This is a genomic window from Nocardiopsis sp. CNT312 (genome assembly GCF_000515115.1).
Classification (GTDB): Bacteria; Actinomycetota; Actinomycetes; order Streptosporangiales; family Streptosporangiaceae; genus Nocardiopsis.
The window spans coordinates 1-21,062 of the sequence record NZ_AZXF01000041.1 but is presented as its reverse complement, the minus strand read 5'-3'; the positions used below and the strand labels follow the sequence as shown (position 1 = coordinate 21,062).

19 protein-coding genes, 1 other RNA gene and 2 pseudogenes are annotated in these 21,062 nt (G+C 71.8%); 10 read left to right on the top strand and 12 right to left on the bottom strand.

Going from position 1 to position 21,062, the window contains the following annotated elements:
* Nucleotides 1-416, top strand: a pseudogene (locus B042_RS26175) (hypothetical protein); the annotation flags it as partial.
* A 343-nt stretch (nt 417-759) separates the two neighbouring features.
* Nucleotides 760-3,117: a bifunctional SulP family inorganic anion transporter/carbonic anhydrase gene (locus B042_RS0116475; protein ID WP_028649250.1), complete on the top strand. Its 2,358-nt coding sequence runs from the start codon at nt 760-762 to the stop codon at nt 3,115-3,117.
* On the opposite strand, the gene B042_RS26170 is transcribed toward B042_RS0116475, so the two are convergent.
* The 5 genes from B042_RS26170 to B042_RS0116455 all read right to left on the bottom strand — a co-directional run bounded on the left by B042_RS26170 (nt 3,072) and on the right by B042_RS0116455 (nt 6,427).
* On the bottom strand, nt 3,072-3,215 hold the full coding sequence (locus B042_RS26170; RefSeq protein ID WP_197024342.1) for a hypothetical protein: 144 nt from the start codon (nt 3,213-3,215) through the stop codon (nt 3,072-3,074). The two genes, B042_RS0116475 and B042_RS26170, sit on opposite strands and share 46 nt — an antisense overlap.
* A gap of 437 nt (nt 3,216-3,652) precedes the next feature.
* Nucleotides 3,653-4,031, bottom strand: an RNA gene (rnpB, locus tag B042_RS24475) — RNase P RNA component class A.
* A 16-nt stretch (nt 4,032-4,047) separates the two neighbouring features.
* A complete protein-coding gene (locus B042_RS0116465) occupies nt 4,048-4,692 on the bottom strand; it encodes a histidine phosphatase family protein (protein WP_231494125.1) in 645 nt (214 codons plus the stop codon).
* A gap of 11 nt (nt 4,693-4,703) precedes the next feature.
* Nucleotides 4,704-5,465, bottom strand: coding sequence for a zinc ribbon domain-containing protein (locus B042_RS0116460; RefSeq protein WP_028649248.1), 762 nt, complete (start codon nt 5,463-5,465; stop codon nt 4,704-4,706).
* A gap of 95 nt (nt 5,466-5,560) precedes the next feature.
* Nucleotides 5,561-6,427 carry a Nif3-like dinuclear metal center hexameric protein gene (locus B042_RS0116455; RefSeq protein WP_028649247.1) on the bottom strand — a complete coding sequence of 289 codons (867 nt, stop codon included), beginning with the start codon at nt 6,425-6,427 and terminating at the stop codon, nt 5,561-5,563.
* 93 nt (nt 6,428-6,520) lie between these two features.
* On the opposite strand from B042_RS0116455, the gene B042_RS0116450 reads away from it, so the two are divergent.
* From B042_RS0116450 to B042_RS0116440, 3 genes are all read left to right on the top strand, one after another.
* On the top strand, nt 6,521-7,381 hold the full coding sequence (locus tag B042_RS0116450) for a deoxyribonuclease IV (RefSeq protein WP_028649246.1): 861 nt from the start codon (nt 6,521-6,523) through the stop codon (nt 7,379-7,381).
* Nucleotides 7,382-7,479: 98 nt separating this feature from the next.
* Nucleotides 7,480-7,833: a hypothetical protein gene (locus B042_RS0116445; RefSeq protein WP_028649245.1), complete on the top strand. Its 354-nt coding sequence runs from the start codon at nt 7,480-7,482 to the stop codon at nt 7,831-7,833.
* 85 nt (nt 7,834-7,918) lie between these two features.
* Nucleotides 7,919-10,297, top strand: a complete 2,379-nt coding sequence (locus B042_RS0116440) for a Tex family protein (RefSeq protein ID WP_028649244.1) — start codon at nt 7,919-7,921, stop codon at nt 10,295-10,297.
* Between the two features lie 53 nt (nt 10,298-10,350).
* On the opposite strand, the gene B042_RS0116435 is transcribed toward B042_RS0116440, so the two are convergent.
* Nucleotides 10,351-11,829, bottom strand: coding sequence for a carboxylesterase/lipase family protein (locus B042_RS0116435; RefSeq protein ID WP_028649243.1), 1,479 nt, complete (start codon nt 11,827-11,829; stop codon nt 10,351-10,353).
* Between the two features lie 143 nt (nt 11,830-11,972).
* Between B042_RS0116435 and B042_RS0116430 the strand changes: the two genes are divergently transcribed.
* The 5 genes from B042_RS0116430 to B042_RS0116410 all read left to right on the top strand — a co-directional run bounded on the left by B042_RS0116430 (nt 11,973) and on the right by B042_RS0116410 (nt 16,879).
* A complete protein-coding gene (locus tag B042_RS0116430; RefSeq protein WP_028649242.1) occupies nt 11,973-12,929 on the top strand; it encodes an NADPH:quinone oxidoreductase family protein in 957 nt (318 codons plus the stop codon).
* Nucleotides 12,930-13,109: 180 nt separating this feature from the next.
* Nucleotides 13,110-13,865, top strand: coding sequence for an SDR family oxidoreductase (locus tag B042_RS0116425; protein WP_028649241.1), 756 nt, complete (start codon nt 13,110-13,112; stop codon nt 13,863-13,865).
* Between the two features lies 1 nt (nt 13,866).
* Entirely contained in the window at nt 13,867-14,649 is a 783-nt protein-coding gene (locus B042_RS0116420) for an SDR family oxidoreductase (protein ID WP_028649240.1), read from the top strand.
* Nucleotides 14,646-15,665 (top strand): phosphotransferase family protein, encoded by a 1,020-nt coding sequence (locus tag B042_RS0116415; RefSeq protein ID WP_028649239.1) that lies wholly within the window; start codon nt 14,646-14,648, stop codon nt 15,663-15,665. Before B042_RS0116420 ends, B042_RS0116415 begins: the two co-directional genes overlap by 4 nt.
* Nucleotides 15,665-16,879: an acyl-CoA dehydrogenase family protein gene (locus B042_RS0116410; RefSeq protein WP_028649238.1), complete on the top strand. Its 1,215-nt coding sequence runs from the start codon at nt 15,665-15,667 to the stop codon at nt 16,877-16,879. The genes B042_RS0116415 and B042_RS0116410 overlap by 1 nt, the downstream gene beginning before the upstream one ends.
* Before the next feature lie 74 nt (nt 16,880-16,953).
* Here B042_RS0116410 and B042_RS0116405 read toward each other — a convergent pair whose 3' ends face one another.
* The 6 genes and pseudogenes from B042_RS0116405 to clpX form a co-directional block, all read right to left on the bottom strand.
* Nucleotides 16,954-17,568: a TetR/AcrR family transcriptional regulator gene (locus B042_RS0116405; protein WP_028649237.1), complete on the bottom strand. Its 615-nt coding sequence runs from the start codon at nt 17,566-17,568 to the stop codon at nt 16,954-16,956.
* Nucleotides 17,569-17,705: 137 nt separating this feature from the next.
* Nucleotides 17,706-18,473 (bottom strand): ABC transporter ATP-binding protein, encoded by a 768-nt coding sequence (locus B042_RS0116400; protein ID WP_028649236.1) that lies wholly within the window; start codon nt 18,471-18,473, stop codon nt 17,706-17,708.
* A 13-nt stretch (nt 18,474-18,486) separates the two neighbouring features.
* Entirely contained in the window at nt 18,487-18,993 is a 507-nt protein-coding gene (locus tag B042_RS27115) for an iron chelate uptake ABC transporter family permease subunit (RefSeq protein WP_369797717.1), read from the bottom strand.
* Nucleotides 18,888-19,379, bottom strand: a complete 492-nt coding sequence (locus B042_RS27110; protein ID WP_369797716.1) for an iron chelate uptake ABC transporter family permease subunit — start codon at nt 19,377-19,379, stop codon at nt 18,888-18,890. Before B042_RS27110 ends, B042_RS27115 begins: the two co-directional genes overlap by 106 nt.
* 22 nt (nt 19,380-19,401) lie before the next feature.
* A pseudogene (locus tag B042_RS25175) lies at nt 19,402-19,678 on the bottom strand (iron-siderophore ABC transporter substrate-binding protein); the annotation flags it as partial.
* Between the two features lie 282 nt (nt 19,679-19,960).
* Nucleotides 19,961-21,062 (bottom strand): ATP-dependent Clp protease ATP-binding subunit ClpX (gene clpX / locus B042_RS0116385; RefSeq protein WP_028649235.1); only part of this gene is annotated, 1,102 nt, incomplete at its 5' end.

Below are 21,062 nucleotides of genomic sequence, written 5' to 3'. Positions count from 1 at the left end.
GCATCACCGACCAGGCCCCGACCACGCCGCCCTGGGGCACACCGCACGGCACCCCCGACAGCACCAGCACACCCACCTACCCCTTCGGCAGCGGCCCGCAGGGATACCCGCCGCACGCGGGCACACCCTCCCCCGGAGCAGGGGGACACCAGGGGCACGGCCTCCCCCAGAACGGTGCCGGCGACGCGCTCACCAGGTACGACGCCGCTCCGCCCCACAACCCGGACCAGGGGTACGGCGGCCCCCAGGGGCCCGTCCAGCCCCAGCAGCCCGGGTACCGAGACCACTGGAACACGCCGCCGGCTCCGGACGTCCGAGAGCCGTGGGACCGGGGCCCCGTCGGGTACCAGGACGCTCCGTCCGAACCGAACCGCCCCTACTACGAGGGCGGCTATGAGAACGGCCGGTTCCTGTAGTCAGCCGCGGCCCCACATGTGACTCCGCGTGAACGCCCCCGCCCGTCGTGGGAGGCGGGCCACCACCACAGCACACCGCTGGGATGACGGACCTCCCCGTCGTCCCAGCGGTTTCTCTGCGTCTCAGGGGTCGGTCCCCGAGGTGAAACGAAGAAAACGATCACCCCTATCGCAACGGTCCGTCACAAGACCCACCGTGAATTGACTACAGTTGGTGACAGATGCCCAACTCTCCGAGTTCACCGCGCTGCTTGCACACAGCCGCACACATCCCCCGCTCGGACACTCCGGCCTCCGCATGCACCGACGCCTGACCGCCCGGCCCGAAACGAACGGAGCCACCATGCGCAACGACACCCCGGGGGCACGCCCCGAACCGCCGCCCGCGCAGACGGCCGCACGCCGTGCACGCCTCGACCACAGAAGGGCCGCCTCCGATGTCGGCGCCTCGTTCGTGGTCTTCCTCGTCGCCGTTCCCTTCGCCCTGGGCATCTCCGTCGCCACCGGCGCCCCGCTGATCGCGGGGATCATCGCCGCGGTCGTCGGCGGTATCGTCGCCGGCGCGGCCGGCGGCTCCGTCGTCCAAGTCAGTGGGCCCTCCGCTGGGCTGACCATCGTCGTCGCCGATCTCGTCCTCACCCACGGCTGGCGCGTAACCTGCCTGATCACCCTGTTGGCCGGACTCGTCCAGATCACCCTGGGCACCTTCCGTATCGCCCGGGCCGCGCTCGCGGTCTCCCCCGCCGTCGTGCACGGCATGCTCGCCGGGGTCGGTATCACCATCGCCCTCGCACAACTGCACGTGGTCCTGGGCGGGGCACCCCAGAGTTCGGCCCTGGCCAACCTCGCCGACCTGCCCGAACAGATCACCTACAACCACACACCCGCCGTCGCGGTCGGCGTCATCACCGTCGCGATCATGTTCGGGTGGAACCGGCTCCCCGCCCTCGGCCGGTTCCGGCCCGCGATGGTCCCGGCGGCGCTGGTCGCCGTGGGCGCCGCCACCGCGGTGTCCACCTTCGCAGGCTGGAAGGTGGACACCGTCGCCCTACCCGCCTCGCTCTCCGACGCCTGGACCGGTCCGCTGTTCCCGGCCTCCGGCCAATGGCACGGCGTCGCCCTGGGCGTGGCGACCGTGGCCATGGTCGCCAGCGTGGAGACCCTGCTCTCGGCCCTCGCCGTCGACCGCCTGCACAACGGGCAGCGTGTGCGCCTGGACCGCGAACTCGTCGGCCAAGGCGCGGCCAACACCGTCAGCGGTGCCCTGGGCGGCCTGCCGATCGCAGGGGCGATCGTGCGCAGCAGCACCAGCGTGCGCGCGGGGGCGCGCACCCGACTGGCCACCGTTCTGCACGGGGTGTGGGTGCTGGTGTTCGTGGCACTGTTCGCACAGGTGGTCGCGCTGATCCCGATGGCGGCGCTGGCCGCACTGCTGGTGTTCATCGGCGTGCAGATGGTCTCCATCGCCCACCTGCGCGACCTGCGGCGCCACCACGAACACGGCATCTACCTGGCGACCCTGCTCGGCGCGGTGTTCCTGGGACTGCTGGAAGGGGTGTTCATCGGTTTCGCGCTCGCGATGATCGTCGCCCTGCGCCGCCTCACCAAACTCACCGTCCTCACCGAGCAGCGCGGCGGCCGGGTCCACGTGTCCGTGCACGGCTCGCTCACCTTCCTCGGCGTGCCACGGCTCACCCACGTGCTGCGCACCGTCCCTGAAGGCGCACCGGTCGACCTCGACCTGCACGTGGACTTCATGGACCACGCCGCCTTCGAGGCCATCCACGCCTGGCGTGTGGACCACGAGCGCACCGGCGGCAGCGTCGACATCGACGAGGACCACGAGCAGTGGCACACCCGCAGCGCCGCCGCACCCGCACCCGCAGCCAAGACCCCGCCCAAGGGGTCCGCGCGCTGGTGGGCACCGTGGGAGATGCGCGCCGGCACCGGCCGCGAGCCCACCCCTCTCATCCTGCTGACCGCGGGGGCCCGCGAGTACCACGCCAGCACCGCGGACCGCCTGCGTTCGGTGATGGGCCGCCTCGCACTCGGGCAGAAACCCACCGCGCTGTTCGTCACGTGCGCTGACTCGCGGGTGGTGCCCAACCTCATCACCTCCAGCGGCCCAGGCGACCTGTTCACCCTGCGCAACGTGGGCAACCTCGTACCGCCCTCGGGGGCGCCCGGGGACGCGTCGGTGGGGGCCGCCCTGGAGTACGCCGTCACAGTCCTGGGGGTGCCCTCGATCGTGATCTGCGGCCACTCCCACTGCGGAGCGATGAAGGCCCTCCTCGAAGGGGCCCACCTGGACGCGGAGGAGACCGGGACCGCGCACATGCGGCGCTGGCTGGCCAACGCCGGAACCAGCCTGGACCACGCCACGGCCAGTCCCGGAGCCCCGGAGGGCCCGCCCACACCAGAGACGCTGTGCCACCTGGCCCGGACCAACGTCCGGGTGCAATTGGCCAACCTCATGAGCTACGAGGTGGTCCGTGAACGGGTGGAGCTGGGAGAACTAACCCTGACCGGGATGTACTACGACCTGGAGTCGGCCCGGGTCCATCTGTTGGACCCCGAGACGGGGGTCTTCACCCCCGTACCGGGGGAACGGGACACCGCCGTCCCCCGCCAGCGCGGGGAGGCGGCGGTCGGGGGTCAGCCCTCGGCGTCGTCAGAGGCCTCGTCGCGCTCATCGTGCTGAACGCCCGAAGCCTGGTACATGGCCAGGGCGACGATCACCCCGATGGCCAGGAACGGCAAGGCGAACAGGATCACCCAGAAGGCGGCGGAGTCGAACAAGAGTCACCCATTCCCGTGGACGCGGATGCCCGTCGGTCGCCGACCCCGGTCGGCCTCCGGCGGGCGCGGAGCGCACCGCCAATCTACCCGTGCGTGGTCAGCTTCAGCCATCACCGGGAGGATGTATCGGAGTGACCCGCCGACACGGTGGGTTCCCGAGAGGCGGGGCTGTCACCCACGACCGATCCGCGCACCCTGTCCCTCGTGGTGTCCGGGCCCCCACGGCCGGCACCGAGACCGTCCCCGACCTGGTCCGGGTCCTGCTCGCCGAGAAATGGCGGGGCACCATGCCGTCCCCACCGGTTGGAGGCCGGTTCCGCAACCGGGAGGAGATCGGCGGGGTGCGATCGACCTGCTCCTGCGGTCCGGCTGATCCGGAACAGATCCGGAACACGGCCGACTTTCGTCCACGAAACGCCTGGTCAGAAAGGTGCGAGGGAGGGAGTCGGCCGGTAAGCCGGATTCTGTCGGCCCCGAAGGGCCGGACGGCCATCCATCTGGGACCGCCGTTGCCGACGGCCTCGGTGCGGTCTACCCGCGGACTCGGGCGGGCCGCCCTCAGGCATCCGCGCGGGGACCGTGGTCCCCTTTTTGACCTTGCTCCGGGTGGGGTTTACCGAGCCGACCGGATCACTCCGGACGCTGGTGGTCTCTTACACCACCGTTTCACCCTTACCACCGCGAGCGGTGGCGGTCTGCTTTCTGTGGCACTGTCCCGCGGGTCGCCCCGGGTCGGTGTTACCGACCACCCTGCCCTGTGGAGTCCGGACTTTCCTCGAACCCGCGTCGCGGGTCCGCGACCGTCTGGCCGACTCCCTCTCACTCACCCATTCTACGCCGGTCCCGCGGCGATGCCGTCCAGGTGGGCGGTGTCGTTGAGCGAGCGCACCACCATGGGGCCGTCCGCGTAGCAGTCCACCTCGGTCAGGCAGGCCGTCTCCAGGAACATCCGGTGCAGCGCGCCCAACGGGGCCAGCATCGCCTGCTGCACGACCGCCTTGATCGGCGTGACGTGGGTGACCACCAGGACCGTGCGGCCGGTGTGCCGCTCCACCAGGGCCTTCCGGGCCGCCCCGACCCGTGCGGCCGCCTCGGCGAAGCTCTCCCCGCCGGGCGGGGCGACCTCCGGGTCGGCCAGCCACTTGTCGACGGCCTCGCCCGCGGCCCGCTGGGCTTGGGCGAAGGTCATGCCCTCCCAGTCACCGAAGTCGGTCTCGACGAACCCCTCGTCCACCTCCACCGGGAGCCCCAACTCCCGAGCGGCATGGGCCGCGGTGTCGCGGGTACGGCGCAGCGGCGAGGACACCACCGCGTCGATCGGCCACGGGGCCAGGCGGCGCGCGGCCGCTCTGGCCTGCTCGTGGCCCTGCTCGGTGAGCGGGATGTCGCCCCGGCCGGCGAACCTGCGTTCCACCGACAGCGGGGTCTGCCCGTGGCGCAGCAGCACGAGCCGCGTCGGTTCCAGGTCGGGGGCCACCCGCCCGAACCTCACTGCTGCCCCTGGGGTCCCAGGCCCGACTCCTCGGTGCGTACCAGGATACGGCGGCAGTCCTCACAGCGCACGACCTCGTCGGCGGGGGTCGCGCGGATGTCGTTGAGCTCGACGGTGCTCAGCGTCAGCTTGCAGCCTCCGCACCGCCCGTAGCGCAGCGGTGCCGCGGCCAACCCGTCGTACTGGCCGCGCAGCTTGTCGTACAGGCCCAGCACGTCGGGGGGCACCTCACCGGCGACGCGGTCGCGGTCCTGGGAGAGGCGGGTGCGGTCCCACTCGATCTCGGCGGCCGCGGTGTCGCGGCGCGCGGTGGCCGCGGTGAGCTCGGCGGCGGTCTCCTCGCGCTCGGCGGACAGGCGCGCGCTCTCGGCCTCCAGCGCTTCGGCGCGCTCCATCACCTCGATCACGACCTCCTCCAATTCGGACTGGCGCCGTTCCAGGGAGGCGATCTCCGACTGGAGGCTCTGCAGCTCCTTGGCGCTGGTGATCTGCCCGGACTCCATCCGCTTGGCGTCGCGCTCGGCACGGGTGCGCACCTGATCGACGTCCCGCTCCGCCTTGCGCTGTTCGCGGCCGGTGTCGGTGATCCTCGTCCGCACCGCGAGGATGTCGGTGTCGGTCTTCTCCAGGCACTCCTTGAGGTCGGCCACCTCCGAGGCCTCCCGGAGGGTCCGGGCGCGGTGGTCCAGGCGCTGGAGTTCGGTGTCCAACTCCTGGAGGTCCAGCAGTCTGGCCTGTGCGGCGGGTTCGGCTTTCACGATGCTCGCTCTCCTGGGGTGGCTGGGAAGGCGGATTCGCCGCCCGCACCCGTTCTCTGTGCAGTTGAGGTCCGGGCCCGGCCGGTCCGGGGACCTCAGACGCGGGAAAAGGTCCGCGACCAGGCATCCGTCACGGTCGTCGACACCCGGACCTCCACGTTAGCCCCACCCGGGCCGCGCCTGCGCGCGAGCGCGTCCACCAGATGGGACGCGCCCTCCTCCAGCCAGGGCCACTCGCTGGCGAAGTGGGCGGTGTCGACGAGCGCCGGCCCTCCGGCCTCGACGAACTCCGAGGAGGGGTGGTGGCGCAGGTCAGAGGTGACGAACACGTCCGCCGCCGCGGCCCGGGCCGCGCCCAGCAGGGAGTCGCCCGCGCCTCCCGACACCGCGACCCGGGTGACCTGCCGGTCCAGGTCACCGGCCACGCGGACCCCCGCCGCGGTGGCGGGCAGCGCCTGGGCGACCCGGTCGGCGAAGTCGCGCAGGACCATGGGCCGGTCCAGGACTCCGACGCGCCCGATGCCGCGCCGCCCCTCGGGGTCGGTCGGGTCGGGATCCAGCGGTGACAGGTCCCCGGTCAGGCCCACCGTGCGCGCCAGGGCGTCCGAGACTCCGGGCGCAGCGGTGTCGGCGTTGGTGTGCGCGGTGTACAGGGCCGTCCCGGCGCGGATGAGGCGGTGCACCACCCTGCCTTTGGGGGTGTCGGCGGCCACACTGGTCACCCCGCGCAGCATGAGCGGGTGGTGGGTGACGACCAGGTCCGCGCCCCACTCCACGGCCTCGTCCACGACCGCGGAGACCGGGTCGACGGCGAACAGGACACGTTCCACGCTCTGGACGGGGTCACCGCACACCAGGCCGACGGCGTCCCAGGAGGCGGCCCAGCCCGGCGGGTAGACCTCCTCGAAGGCGGCGATCACGTCGGCCAGGCGGTGGTTCTGGGTCTGGGTGCTCACGGCCACGACACTAGCGCCTCCCGCGGGGGCCGCGGGCGTGGCCCGTGAGCGGCGGCACGGCCGCGCATCCCCCGCGGGCCCCCTAGTCTTGAGGGCGTTATGAGTGGCGAACAGCGGCACCCCCGGTCCCCCGTCGGCGCGCACGTCCCGGTGGCGGGCGGCATGGCCACCAAGGGCCTGGCCTACGCCGAGGCGATCGGCGCCGAGACAGTCCAGGTGTTCGTGTCCAACCCGCGCGGGTGGGCGACCAATGACGGCGACCCCGGACAGGACTCGCGCATGCGCGAGCGCACGGACCTTCCGCTGTTCGTGCACGCGCCCTACCTGATCAACCTGGGCACGCCGAGCGAGGAGACGGCGGACAAGTCGGTCGCCTCGCTGGAGCACGCGCTGGTCCGCGGAGGACGGATCGCCGCGCGCGGCGTGGTCGTGCACACCGGTTCGGCGGTCTCGGGCGGGCGCGAGGCCGGGCTGAAACGCACCCGGGAACGGCTCATGCCGGTCCTGGAGCGCCTCGACGAGAGCGCACCGCCCGTGCTGCTGGAGCCGATGGCGGGGCAGGGCCAGGTGCTGTGCGCCACCGTCGACGACCTGGTGCCCTACTTCGAGGCCCTGGAGTGGCACCCGAACGTGGGGGTGTGCCTGGACACGGCGCACATGTTCGCCGCGGGCCACGACATCTCCACACCGGAGGGGATGCGCGGGGCCCTGGACCGCTTCGGCGCGCTCGTGGGCGCCCACCGGCTGCGGCTGGTCCACGTCAACGACTCCAAGGCCCCGTGCGGCAGCAACAAGGACCGCCACGAGAACATCGGGGCCGGCCACATCGGCGCCGCACCGTTCGGTGAGCTGTTCACCCATCCGGTCTCCGCCGGTGTGCCGCTCGTGCTGGAGACCCCCGGCCCCGCCGGACCGCACGCCGCCGACGTGGCGGCCCTCAAGGGGCTGCGCGGGAACTGAGCCCCGGCGGACCGGGAACCGCGCCGCATGGGCATCCGTCCCCCCATGGGAGACAATGGGCGGAGCGCGTTGTCGCCGTGAGGGAGGGGAGCGCTCCGATGGATCCGGTGTCAATGGTGGTCGGCGCCGTCATCGCGGTGGTCGGGTTCGTCACCGGTCGCCTCGTGACCGGGCGCCAGTCGCGTGCCGCCCTCGAACAGGAGCGCCGCAGCGAGCAGGCCCGGGCCGTGCACAGCGGTGCGCAGAGTCCCCAGCCCCTCTGCGGTTGCGGGCACCACCTGGTCTTCCACGACCCGCAGACCAAGAAGTGCCAGACCCAGGTGGTCATCCCCGGCAGGTGGACCGGGCAGCCCGGTTCGACCTATAAGAAGTGCATGTGCCAGGGCTACCGGGGGCCCATCCCGCTGGACGAGTACTACGCCCCCGACCTGCTGGAGGGCGACGGGCTCTAGCGCGCCGCCCGTGCCGGGATGACAACCGCGGCTCCCGCCGCGACAATGTCCCAGCACCGGAAAGCCAGAGAGCGGATCTTCAACAGTGACGACCCCTGCGACACCCACGATCGACCAGCGCATCGCCGAGGAGCTCGGTGTGCGCCCGAACCAGGTCACCTCGGCCGTCGGCCTCCTCGACGGGGGTTCGACCGTGCCCTTCGTCGCCCGGTACCGCAAGGAGGCGACCGGAGGCCTGGACGACACCCAGTTGCGCACCCTGGAGGAGCGCCTGCGCTACCTGCGCGAGCTGGCCGAGCGCCGGGCCGCGGTCCTGGAGTCGATCCGCTCCCAGGGCAAGCTGGACGAGGAGCTGGAGGCGCGGATCAACGCCGCCGACTCCAAGGCCCGTCTGGAGGACATCTACCTCCCCTACAAGCCCAAGCGCCGCACCAAGGCCCAGATCGCGCGGGAGGCCGGACTCGAACCGCTCGCCGACGCGCTGCTGGCCGACCCCTCGCTGGACCCGCAGGCGTCGGCTGAGGCCTACGTGGACGCCGACAAGGGTGTGGCCGACACCAAGGCCGCCCTGGACGGTGCCCGCGCGGTCCTGGTCGAGCGCTTCGCCGAGGACGCCGACCTCACGGGCACGCTGCGCGAGCGGCTGTGGGAGAAGGGGCGGCTGGTCTCCAAAGTGCGTGAGGGCAAGGAGGAGTCCGGTGCGAAGTTCGCCGACTACTTCGACTTCGCCGAGCCGCTGACCGCGATGCCCTCCCACCGCGTCCTGGCCCTGTACCGGGGCGAGAAGGAGGAGGTCCTGGCCCTGGCGCTGGAGCCGGAGGAGGAGCCCGCACCGAACGCTGACGGGACCGTCCCCCGCAGCTCCTACGAGAACGCCATCGCCTCCCGGTTCGCCATCACCGACCGGGGCCGCCCGGCGGACCGCTGGCTCCAGGACACCGTCCGCTGGGCCTGGCGCACCCGCATCTTCGTGCGCCTGGACATCGATGTGCGCATGCGGCTGTGGCAGCGGGCCGAGGACGAGGGCGTGGAGGTCTTCGCCGCCAACCTGAGGGACCTGCTGCTGGCCGCGCCCGCGGGGACGCGTGCCACCCTGGGCCTGGACCCGGGGCTGCGCACGGGGGTGAAGGTGGTGGTCGTCGACGGCACCGGCAAGGTCGTGGCCACCGACACGATCTACCCGCACGCGCCTCGCCGCGACTGGGAGGGCTCCCTGTCGCGGCTGTCGGCGCTGTGCACCGGGCACGGGGTGGACCTGGTGGCGATCGGCAACGGCACGGCCTCACGCGAGACCGACCGCCTGGCCGCCGACCTGCTCAAGCGCAACCCCGAACTGAAGCTCACCAAGGTCATGGTCTCCGAGGCGGGCGCGTCGGTGTACTCGGCCTCGGCCTACGCCGCCGAGGAGCTCCCGGACCTGGACGTGTCCCTGCGCGGGGCCGTCTCCATCGCCCGCCGCCTCCAGGACCCGCTGGCCGAGCTCGTCAAGATCGACCCCAAGTCGATCGGGGTGGGCCAGTACCAGCACGACCTGGCCGAGGCGAAGCTCTCCCGGTCGCTGGACGCCGTGGTCGAGGACTGTGTGAACGGTGTGGGCGTGGACGTCAACACCGCGTCGGTGCCCCTGCTGACACGGGTGTCGGGGGTCACCTCCACGCTAGCGCGCAACATCGTGGCGCACCGCGACGCGCACGGGCCCTTCCGCAGCCGCGAGGACCTGCGCTCGGTGCCGCGCCTGGGGCCGAAGGCCTTCGAGCAGTGCGCGGGCTTCCTGCGCGTCCCCGGGGGCGACGACCCGCTGGACTCCTCGGCCGTCCACCCGGAGGCCTACCCGGTGGTGCGGCGGATCCTGGACTCGCTGGGCACGGACCTGCCGTCGCTGATCGGCGACAAGAAGGCCCTCGCTCGGATCCGGCCACAGGACTTCGTGGACGACACCTTCGGCCTGCCCACGGTCACCGACATCCTCATCGAGCTGGACAAGCCGGGCCGCGACCCGCGTCCGGCGTTCACCACCGCCACGTTCAAGGAGGGGGTGGAGACGCTGGCGGACCTGGCCCCGGAGATGGTCCTGGAGGGTGTGGTCACCAACGTCGCGGCGTTCGGGGCGTTCGTGGACGTGGGCGTGCACCAGGACGGCCTCGTGCACGTGTCGGCGATGTCGCACAGGTTCGTCGACGACCCTCGCGAGATCGTCAAGCCCGGTGACGTGGTGAAGGTCAAGGTCCAGAGCGTGGACACCCAGCGCAAGCGGATCTCGCTGACCATGCGCCTGGACGACGCGGCGCCCTCCGGGGCGGGCCGCCGCGGTGGCCGGGGCGAGGAGCGGGGCGGCGACCGCCGGGGCGGGCGCGTCCGGGGCGGCGGTGAGCGCTCCAGCGGTGGCCGGGGCGGGCGCGGCGGGGCCGCCCCCTCGGGTGCGATGGCCGACGCCCTGCGCCGGGCGGGTCTGACCGGCAAGTGACGCCGACCGGTTCGGGATCGGGCTCCGCGCCCGGGTACGGAGCCCGATCCGGTCTACTTCGGGTCGAAGGACGTGCCGTCCCAGAGCGGGCGCACCGGTGAGACGTCGTCGGGGAGCACCTCGTCGGTCAGGTTCCACACCTTGACCGGCGTGGCGTGGACGGTGACCATCGGCCAGCCCGCGTCGCCCGAGGCGGCGAAGGACCGCCAGGAACCGGAGAAGCGCTCGGCCAGCTTCCGGTAGTCGTCGGAGATCTCGCCGTTGAGCATGAACCGGGCCATGTCGGTGTCGATGTTGTTGAACGCGAAGGGCAGGTCGAAGGCGTGGCAGGCACCGAGTCTGCCGTCCATGACGGTGGTCTCGGCCGCCAGGCGGAAGAAGTGGGCGCGGCCGCCCGCGGCGGCGTGCGCCTCGGCGAAGCGCACGGTGTACTGGCTGAAGAGCGAGTCGCCCATGATGGCCTCGTACAGTTCGCCGACGTCCGCGCCGGGGAGGGCCTCGCGGTAGACGGAGATCGCGCCCTCGGGCAGGCCCGCCTTGGACGCGGCCGCCTCCAGGAGGTCCTCGGTCTCGGGCACGGGGCTGCCCGCCAACACGGTGAACAGCCGGTACTCGTGCATGTTGTGGCCGGTGAGCAGGTCCACGTCCCGGGCGACGCCGTCGGCGACCGCGCGCAGCGGTTCGACCGGCAGGTCCTCGCCGCCGACGACGGGGGCGAAGCAGGTCAGCGACCCGGGGGTGGCCGCCATGAACTCGTCGGAGGCGGCCAGGACCTTCTCCGGGGGCAGGGCGGCCAGCGCCTCGGCCTCCAGCGGGACTCCGGCGATGCGCGCGATGCGCTCGGACACGGTGCGGGCCCGGTCCACGCTCAGGGTGTCGCCGGGGACGCTGTGGGCGATGGCGCGGCGGAAGAGGCCGTCGGCGTGGGGCGAGGCCATCAGGGCCACGACCGATCCGGCGCCGGCGGACTCCCCGGCGATCGTGACGTTGGCGGGGTCGCCGCCGAAGGCGGTGATGTTGTCCCTGACCCAGCGCAGGGCGGCGGCCTGGTCGAGCAGACCCCGGTTCTCGGGGCGCCCCGGGACGTGCCCGAAGCCCTCGAAGCCGAGGCGGTAGTTGACGCTGACCACGACGAGTCCGTTCTCGGCGTGCCGTGTGCCCTCGTAGGAGGCCTCGGAGGAGACGCCCATGATGTAGGCGCCGCCGTGGAACCACACCAGGACGGGAGCCGGGTCGCCCTCGCTCGCGGCGCTCCAGACGTTGAGCACCAGGCACTCCAACGAGGTGTCGGGGGTCCAGGGGGCCGCGCCGAAGGGGCGGTGCGGCTGCGGGGCGGGCGGGCCGAACTCCAGGCAGTCGCGCACCCCCTCCCAGGCGGGCGCGGGCGCGGGCGCGGCGAAGCGGTGCTCGCCGAAGGGGGCGGCGGCGTAGGGGATGCCCCGGTGGACGGTGACCCGGCCGTCCGCGGAGGTGGGCGATACGGCACCCCTGACTCTGCCGCACGTTGTGGTCACGATGTGTTCGGCGTCCACTGGTGTCCTCCCGGGGTTACACGTACGCACCTGCCCTAACAGCGTTAGGTACACCGCGCAAGGCCGCGCTGGATACCCGGACGCCGCAACCGGTGAGTAACATACCATCTGGTCGGTACGAGAAGACGAGTGAAGGGACCCCCATGCGCGCCATCCAGATCACCGAGTTCGGCGGACCCGAGGTCCTGGTCCCCACGGAGCTTCCCGATCCCGAGCCGGGCCCGGACGGGTTCCTCGTCGAGGTCTCCCGGTCAGGGGTCAACTACGCCGACACCCACCAGGCGGAGAACAGCTACCTGGCCGCCGCCAGCCTGCCCATGGTCCCCGGCGCGGAGATCGCCGGACGCGCCGCCGACGGGCGCCGCGTCGTGGGCATGGTGAGCGGCGGCGGCTACGCGCAGCGGGCCGTGGCCGATCCCGGCATGACCTTCGAGATCCCCGAGGGGGTCTCCGACGAGGCCGCCCTCGCGCTGCTCGTCCAGGGGGCGACGGCGTGGGTCCTGCTGCGCAAGAACGTGCGGATGGAGGCGGGCGAGTCCGTGGCGGTGCACGCCGCGGCGGGCGGCGTGGGCACGCTCGCCGTCCAGCTGGCCAAGGCGTTCGGCGCCGGTCGGGTCATCGCGGTCGCCAGCAGCGCGGCCAAGCGCGACCTCGCACTGGAGCTGGGCGCGGACACCGCCGTGGACTCGGCCGCGCCCGACATGACCGCCGCGCTGATCGAGGCCAACGGGGGCAGGCGCGTGGACGCCGTGCTGGACATGGTCGGCGGCAGGGTGACCGACGAGAGCCTGCGGTCGCTGGCTCCGTTCGGCCGCCTCGCCTTCTACGGCATGGCCTCGCGCGAGCAGCCGAGCCCGGTGAAGCTGCCCAGCCTCATGCGCTTCTCCACCACCGTGTCGGGCATGTGGCTGCCGCACGCGCGCACGCTCCCCGGGGACGTGGTCGGCGACGCCATGGCGGAGATGTTCGCGATGGTGGCCCAGGGCCGCCTCCGGCCGGTCCTCGGTGAGACCTACCCGCTCTCCGAGGCCCGCAGGGCGCACGAGGACCTGCGGGCTCGTGCGACCATCGGCAAGCTCACCCTGGACCCGTCCAAGTAGGACATACTTCACCTTTACGCCATAGATCCCTTTAGGGGTCACAGAGGCGAACGGGGGAGGCAGGCGCCGCCCGCGCCGTCGTCGCTTGTCGGAGCGCCGCCTCCCCTTGCGGCGCGCCTACCGCGCCACGTAGAGTCGTCCCCTGTGCATACCGACCAGTCGGTCTAAAAGGAGAACTCCATGACATCCCGGTTCGGCGGACGGACCGCCATCGTCACCGGGGCGAGCCGAGGCATCGGCCTGGCCATCGCCCAGCGACTCGTCGACGAAGGCGCCCGTGTGTGCGTGACGGCCCGCGGGGCCGAGGCCCTGAACGAGGCCGTGAAGACCCTGGGCGGCCCGGACCACGCCATCGCCGTGCCGGGCAAGGCCGACGACCCCGCCCACCAGGACACCGCGATCGCCGCGACCCTGGACGCCTTCGGCAGCGTCGACATGTTCGTCAACAACACCGGCATCAACCCGGCCTACGGGCGGATGGTCGACCTGGACCTGAACGCGGCCCGCAAGATCTTCGAGGTCAACGTGCTCTCCGCCGTCTCGTGGGTACAGAAGGCCCACAAGGCGTGGATGGCCGAGCACGGCGGCGCCATCGTCAACGTCTCGTCCGTGGCCGGCACCAAGCCCGCTCCCGGAATCGGCTTCTACGGTGCCAGCAAGGCCATGCTGATCCACGTCACCAAGGAGCTGGCCGTCGAACTGGCCCCCGGGGTACGCGTCAACGGGGTCGCCCCGGCCGTGGTCAAGACCGCATTCGCCCGTGCCCTGTACGAGGGGCGCGAGGAGGAGGTCGCCGAGGGCTACCCGCTGGCCCGCCTGGGCGTCCCCGAGGACGTGGCCGGCGCGGTCGCCTTCCTGCTCTCCGGGGACGCCTCCTGGGTCACCGGGCGCACCCTGGTCCTCGACGGCGGCACGACTCTCACCGGAGGTGTCTGACATGAAGTTCGAGGACGCGGGGGTCGTCGTCACCGGCGCCGGCAACGGCATCGGCGCCGCCATCGCGCGCCGCCTGGCCGACGCCGGGGCGCGCGTGGTCGTCAACGACCTGGACGCCGGGGCCGCCGAGGCCGTGGCCGCCGAGATCGGCGGGGTGGCCGTCCCCGGCGACGCGGCCGGAGAGGAGGGCGTCACCGCCCTGATCGCCGAGGCCGGGGCCCACCTGGACGGCATCGACGTGTACGTGGCCAACGCCGGCCTGGGCAGCGGACTGGGACTGGACTCCACCGAGCAGGAGTGGAACAGGTCCTGGCAGATCAACACCATGTCGCACGTACGGGCCGCCAAGGAGCTGGTCCCGGCGTGGCTGGAGCGCGGGCGCGGACACTTCGTGACCACCGCCTCGGCCGCGGGCCTGCTGACCATGCCCAGCAGCGCACCCTACTCGGTGACCAAGCACGCCGCCGTGGCCTTCGCCGAATGGCTGTCGGTCAACTACGGCGACCGCGGCATCACCGTGCAGTGCGTCTGCCCGCTCGGTGTGCGCACCAACATGCTGGAAGGCAGCGGCGACACCGGCAAGGCCCTCCTGTCCAAAGACGCGATCACGCCGGAGGAGGCCGCCGACGCCGTGATGGCGGGCCTGGCCGACGGACGGTTCCTCATCCTGCCCCACCCCCAGGTCGCCGACTACTACAAGGCCCGCGCCACCGACACCGACGCCTGGCTGGCGGGGATGCGCCGCCTCCGGGCGAAGATCTCCCCCGGCGGGGAGAGCGCATGACCGGGGAGCTACCGGGCCTGGACCCGGTACGCCTGCGGGAGTACCTGGAGGGCACCGTTCCCGGCCTGGCCTCGGGCCCGCTGACGGGCCGTGTCCTGGCCGGCGGCAAGTCCAACCTCACCTACCTGGTCGGCGACGGCGAGCGGGAGTTCGTGGTCCGCCGGCCGCCGCTCGGGCACGTGCTGGCCACCGCCCACGACATGTCCCGCGAGTACAGGGTGACGACGGCGCTGCGCGACACCGCCGTCCCCGTACCGCGGACCCACGTCCTGTGCGAGGACACCGACGTCCTGGGCTCGCCCTTCTACGTCATGGAGTACGTGGAGGGCACCCCCTTCCGCACCCTGGACGAGATCTCCCCCCTGGGGCCGGAGCGTATCCGGGGCGTGGCCGAGAACCTGGTCGCCACCCTCGGCGTCCTGCACGCGGTCGTACCCGAGGAGGTGGGACTGGGCGACTTCGGCCGCCCGGCGGGCTTCCTGGAGCGCCAGGTGCGCCGATGGCGCAAGCAGCTCGACGCCTCGCGCAGCCGCGAGATCCCCGGTATCGACGCACTGCACGCCAGGCTCGCCGAGACGCTGCCCGAGCAGTCGGCCCCCGGCATCGTGCACGGCGACTATCGGCTGGACAACGCCCTCGTGGACGAGCAGGGCCGCATCAGCGCGGTGCTGGACTGGGAGATGGCCACCCTCGGCGACCCGCTCGTGGACCTGGGCCTGATGATCGTCTACCGCGACCGGGACACCGCCGTGGGCGGCGAGGGCGTGGCCGCGACCGCCGCTGAGGGCTTCCCGAGCTCGCCGGAGCTGGTCGAGATGTACGCCGCGGCGACCGGGCGCGACGTGTCCAGGCTCAACTGGTACGTGGCCTTCGGCTGCTTCAAACTCGCGGTGATCGCCGAGGGCATCTATCTCAGGCACACCCGTGGGCTCACCGTCGGAGCGGGTTTCGACGGAATCGGTGAGATCGTCTCCCCGCTCGTCGAGCGCGCCCACGCCACCCTCAAGGAGGACTGATGGATTTCAGTTACGACAGTGAGACCGAGGAGCTGCGTGCCAAGCTGCTGGCCTTCATGGACGAGTGCGTCTACCCGAACGAGTCGGTGCACGAGGAGCAGTTGGCCGCACGCGAGAACCGCTGGACCCGGCCGCCGGTCATCGCCGAACTCCAGGCCGAGGCCCGCGCGCGCGGCCTCTGGAACCTGTTCCTGGCCGGCCACCCCGAGCACGGCGGGCTGCCCAACCTCCAGTACGCCCCGCTGGCGGAGATCACCGGCCGCAGCCCCCGACTGGCCCCCATCGCGCTGAACTGTGCCGCTCCCGACACCGGGAACATGGAGGTGCTGACGATGTTCGGCACCGAGGCGCAGAAGAAGCGCTGGCTGGAGCCGCTCCTGGACGCGCGGATCCGCTCCGCGTTCGCCATGACCGAACCGGCGGTGGCCTCCTCCGACGCCACCAACATCACCACCTCCATCATCCGCGACGGCGACTCCTACGTCATCAACGGGCGCAAGTGGTTCATCACCGGTGCGATGGACCCCGCCTGTGAGGTGTTCATCGTCATGGGCAAGTCCGACCCCGAGGCCGCGCGCCACAAGCAGCAGAGCATGGTGCTGGTACCGCGCGACACGCCGGGCCTGACCATCGAGCGCGGTATGACGGTCCTGGGCTACGACGACGGCGACCACGGCGGCCACGCCGAACTGGTCTTCGACGGGGTGCGGGTCCCGGCGGAGAACCTCATCGGAGGGGAGGGTGAGGGCTTCGCCGTCGCGCAGGCCCGTCTGGGCCCCGGACGCATCCACCACTGCATGCGCTCCATCGGCATGGCCGAGCGGGCGCTGGAGCTGACCTGCGAGCGCGTGCTGGACCGGGTGGCCTTCGGCAAGCCGATCGCCGACCAGGGCGTGGTGCGCGAGTGGATCGCCGAGGCCCGGGTGGCGATCGAGCAACTGCGCCTACTGGTTCTCAAGACCGCCTACCTCATGGACACCGTGGGCAACAAGGGCGCCCACACCGAGATCCAGTCGATCAAGATCGCCACGCCGCGCACGGTGGAGTGGATCCTGGACAAGGCCATCCAGGCGCACGGCGCCATGGGGGTCAGCCAGGACACCCCGCTGGCCGGGATGCTCGCGGGCGTGCGCTCCCTGCGGCTCGCGGACGGACCCGACGAGGTCCACCTGCGCTCGCTGGGCCGCGCCGAGTTGCGCAAGTACGAGAAATAGGGCGCGGAGCCCGGGTGCGGAGCGCCTCGGTGGCAGGCCCGCCGGGGCGACCCGCCGTCCTCAGGGCAGGAGGGTCACTCCTTGGGGCGCAGGCTGGTGATGAGCAGGTCGGCGAACTGGCGGCCCACGTCCTCGCCGGTCATGGGCCCCTCCTTGCTGTACCAACTGCTCAGGTGGTGCGCCGACCCGAAGAAGTAGTCCGCGACCAGGCCCGCGGCGACGTCGTCGCGGAAGATCCCCTCGTCCTGGCCCTGGCGGATCATGTCGCAGAAGATCTCGTGGTAGCGCCGCCGCTCCGCTCGCACCGTCCGGCGCTTTTCCGGGTCCAACTGGTGCATGGAGCGGAAGAAGATGGCGCTGTCGTCGAGGTTGGCGATACTGGTGGCGATCACGTCGGCCGCCGCGGCGCGGAGGCGCTCGTCGACGGGGGCGTCCTGCGAGGAGAAGCGGAGCAGGTGCTCGGTCTGCATGCGCAGCACCCGCGCGTAGATCTCGTAGAGCAGATCGTCCTTGGAGCCGAAGTAGTGGTACATCGCGCCCTTGGTGACGCCCGCCGCGGCGACGATCTCCTGGACCGAGGTCCCCTCGAAGCCGCGCTCGGCGAAGAGCCGGGTGGCGGCGGCGAGCAGGCGTTCGGGCACCGGCCCCCGCACGGAGTCCGTTTCCGCCGTCCGCTGTCCCTGCACCATGTCAGCCTCACTCCACGCCCCGGCCCCGCGGGACCGCCGATCATCCGACCCAGCATACCGACCGGATGGTACCCTGTGCGCTTGACAACTGCAGGCGATCGGCGCGACACCCTGGGCCACGGGGGCTCCGTCCCGCCTCAGGAGCGCTCGTGCGGGATGACGAGCGGGGTGCGCGGGTCGGGGACCGCGTCGCAGGCGAGCCCGAACACCTCGCTCACCAGTGGCGCGGTGACCACGTCCCCGGGAGCGCCGTCGGCGACCACGCGTCCGCCGCTCATCATCACCAGAGGGGTGGCGAACCTGGCCGCCTGGGCGAGGGCGTGCAGCACCGCGACGATCGTCCGCCCCTGGCGGTGCAGCCGCGCGAACAGCTCCATCAGATCGTACTGGTGGGCGATGTCCAGGTAGGTGGTCGGCTCGTCCAACAGCAGGACACCGGTGTCCTGGGCCAGGACCATCGCCCCCCAGGCGCGCTGGCGCTGGCCGCCGGAGAGGGACCCCACCCGCTCCCCCGCCAGGCCGGTCGTCCCGGTCGGTTCCAGGGCCTCGTCGACCGCGGTCTCGTCGCGGGGGCTCCACTGGCGCAGCAGTGTGTGGTGCGGGAAGCGCCCGCACGCGGCCAGCGCCCGGACGGTGATGCCCTCGGGCGCGATGGGGCTCCGCGGGAGCAGGACCAGGCTGCGCGCGACCGCCTTGGCGCGCTGGGAGCGGATGTCGCGGCCGTCCAGCAGCACTCGCCCCGACACCGGGTCGTTGACCCGCCCCAGCGCCTTGAGCAGTGTGGACTTGCCGCACCCGTTGGGGCCGACGATGACGGTGAACTCCCCCTCGGCCACCTCCAGGCCCAGATCGCGCACGACCGGGTCGCCCCCGCAGCCCAGGGTGAGGCCCTCCGTGGCCAGCACCGGGCCTCGTCGCTCACAGCACACCCCTCCGCCGCTGTCGGATCAGAAGACAACCCAGGTAGACACCGCCCAGGGCCATGGTGACGATGCCCACCGGCAACCCGTCGGCCGCCGGGAACCGCTGCACCGCCAGGTCCGCGGCGGCCGCCGCGGCGGCCAGGACGGTCGAGGCGACCAGCGCGGTGGCGCGTACGGCGGCGGTGTTGGCACCGGTGGACAGTGCGGCCTCCTCCCCCAGGGCGAGGGCGTTGAGCCCGCCCGCCGTGAGGTGGGCAGCGACGACCGCGGCGGCGATGACGGGCAGGACCGTCAGGGCAACGCCGAAGTCGCGCCCGGCCAGGGAGCCGACGACCCAGTAGCGGTAGGAGTCGAACACCTCGGGCACGCTCAGTGAGACCGCCTGGACGTAGGCGGTCAGAACGGCGGAGACCACCGCTCTGGCGAGCACGGGGCGCGCGGCGACGCCGCCCCCGCTGCCGACGGCGTGGGCGACGAGGCCGGCCGCGAGCGCGGCGGGCAGTGCCCACCAGAGGGCCTCGGCGGTCGAGACCGTGCCAACAGGGCGGTGGCCGTGACCACGGCGGCCGCGGCGCCCGCGTTGGCCCCGAGCAAGCCGGGGTCGGCGGGCGGGTTGCGGGTGACGCCCTGCGTGAGGGTTTCGGCCAGGGCCAGTGCGGTGCCGACCAGGACGCCGACCACGGTGCGCGGGACGCGGCTAGCCACCACGGCGCTGGTGAAGCCGTCCGCCTGGCCGGTCAGGGCCGTCCACAGGTCGGCGGGCGGCGTGGGGTGCCCGCCCAGGACGAGGCTGAGCAGGGCCTCTCCGGCGAGGGCCGCCGCACTCGCGCCGAGCACTGCGGTGGTGCGGGCGGGGCCTCGCCGGAGCGGTGCCGTGAGTGTGTTCACGATCGCTGTACCGAAGGGGTCGTCAGCCGTCGACGTTCTCCGCGGCCTCGTGGATCAGCGGCACGTAGCGGTCGAGGATCCACGGGACGGTGAGCGGGTTGATGACCGACGAGGCGGTGACGAAGGAGTTCTCCTCGGCGGTGACGACGGCGCCGCTCTCGACCGCGGGGATCGCGGCGTAGAGCTGCTGGGTCTCGATCCCGGCGCGGTACTCGGGGGTCGCTGCAGAAGGTGAAGAGCAGGTCGCTGCCGCTGAGCTGGTCGGCGTTCTCCAGGCCGATGAGCGCCGGGCCGGTGCCGCCGAGGCGCAGGAGGGTGGAGTCCATGCTGGTACTGCTTCCTTCGTGGCGAGGAGGGGCGTCCTCACGGCCGGAGGCCGTGCGGGGAGGGGTCCGGGGGCCGCACGAGGAACGGGACGGACCACACACGAAGGAGAAAGGTTGGGCTAACCTCACCTCTTGATATCGAGAAGGCGGGGATGCGGGACCGCCCGCCGGATCGGGCTTGCCGCAGATGATCGCCCCGGGGCAACGACAGCCAGAGGGGATGGAAGGCCCCTCCCAGAGACACACCAGGCGCGCTCAGGCGGACTTCTCCTCCGGACCGCCCTCCGACAACCCCCGACGCACGATCGTCGGATTCACGTGGTCCACCACCGTCTCCCCCGTAATGATCACCCGACCCACATCCTCACGCGAAGGCACCTCATACATCACCGACAACAACACCTCCTCGATGATCGCCCGCAACCCACGCGCACCCGTCCCCCGCACGATCGCCTGATCCGCAATCGCCTCCAACGCCCCCTCAGTGAACTCCAACCCCACATCATCCAACTCGAACAACCGCTGATACTGCTTCACCAACGCATTGCGCGGCAACGTCAGAATCCGCACCAGCGCCGCCCGGTCCAGATCATGCACACTCGTGATCACCGGCAACCGACCCACGAACTCCGGAATCATCCCGAACTTCAACAGATCCTCCGGCATCACCTCACCCAGCAGCGCCGACTCCGCCACCTCCGACCGCGGCCGCAACACCGCGTTGAACCCCATCCCCTGCCGACCCGTCCGCGACTCGATCAACTTCTCCAACCCCGCGAACGCCCCACCACAGATGAACAACACATTGGTCGTATCGATCTGGATGAACTCCTGGTGCGGATGCTTGCGCCCCCCCTGCGGCGGCACCGACGCCGTCGTCCCCTCCAGGATCTTCAACAGCGCCTGCTGCACCCCCTCACCCGACACGTCCCGCGTGATCGAGGGGTTCTCGCTCTTACGCGCGACCTTGTCCACCTCGTCGATGTAGATGATCCCCGTCTCGGCCTTCTTCACGTCGTAGTCGGCCGCCTGGATCAACTTCAACAGGATGTTCTCCACATCCTCGCCCACATACCCCGCCTCGGTCAGCGCCGTGGCGTCGGCGATCGCGAACGGCACGTTCAGGATCCGCGCCAGCGTCTGCGCCAACAGCGTCTTGCCCGACCCCGTCGGACCCAGCAGCAAGATGTTGGACTTGGCGATCTCCACACCCTCCTCGCCCGGACGCTCCCCCTCCGACCGCACACGCTTGTAGTGGTTGTACACCGCCACCGACAACGCCTTCTTCGCCGCGTCCTGACCAATCACGTACGAGTCCAGAAACTCGTAGATCTCCCGCGGCTTCGGCAGACTGTCC